This is a genomic window from Terrisporobacter mayombei (assembly GCF_020748465.1).
Lineage (GTDB): Bacteria > Bacillota > Clostridia > Peptostreptococcales > Peptostreptococcaceae > Terrisporobacter > Terrisporobacter mayombei.
Window position 1 is genome coordinate 1 of record NZ_JAHZMP010000093.1, and the last position, 533, is coordinate 533.

The following is a 533-nucleotide window of genomic DNA, read 5'->3' on the forward strand; positions in this document are numbered from 1 at the left end:
AAAAAAAGACTATATTCAATTAATATTACTTGAATATAGCCTTTTTTAGTTATGTTAAGCTATTTCTTTTATTTGTTTAAATGAGTTTTCATTTCCATTTCCACCAATTTGTGTTATAGATTTAAATCTCATAGTTTTAAATAGTTCTTTTTGGTTATAATCTAGTGAGTTTCCTACTAGTATTACAGGAGATTTAGTTTTTCCAGCCAAAACTCCAACAGATAATCCATCTATTAAATCATCTTGTTTATTCATTCCATTTTTAGCAACATATACGTTATCTATCTTAGAATCCTTGTAAAATTCTTTTATTACTTTTGCATTAGTTTCATTTCTAGTGCTACCTGATATTCTCTGTGGATTTTGAAGTTTGCTTTCTATATTTTTAGAAACTGTATATTCTCCACCGATTACATAAGATTTATCAATTTTTTTGTTTTTAAATAAGTTATTTATTTCAGTTATATTACTATTTTCATTAGTAAGTATTATAGGCATGTCATTTTGGGCTGATACAGCTCCAATGCTTACTG

General features: G+C 25.9%; 1 protein-coding gene. It reads right to left on the reverse strand.

The features are described 5' to 3' along the window. Positions 1–54 precede the first annotated feature (54 nt). Positions 55–533, reverse strand: a 479-nt coding sequence (locus tag K0039_RS20515; protein WP_228106797.1) for a cell wall-binding repeat-containing protein, incomplete at its 5' end; no start/stop codon positions are given.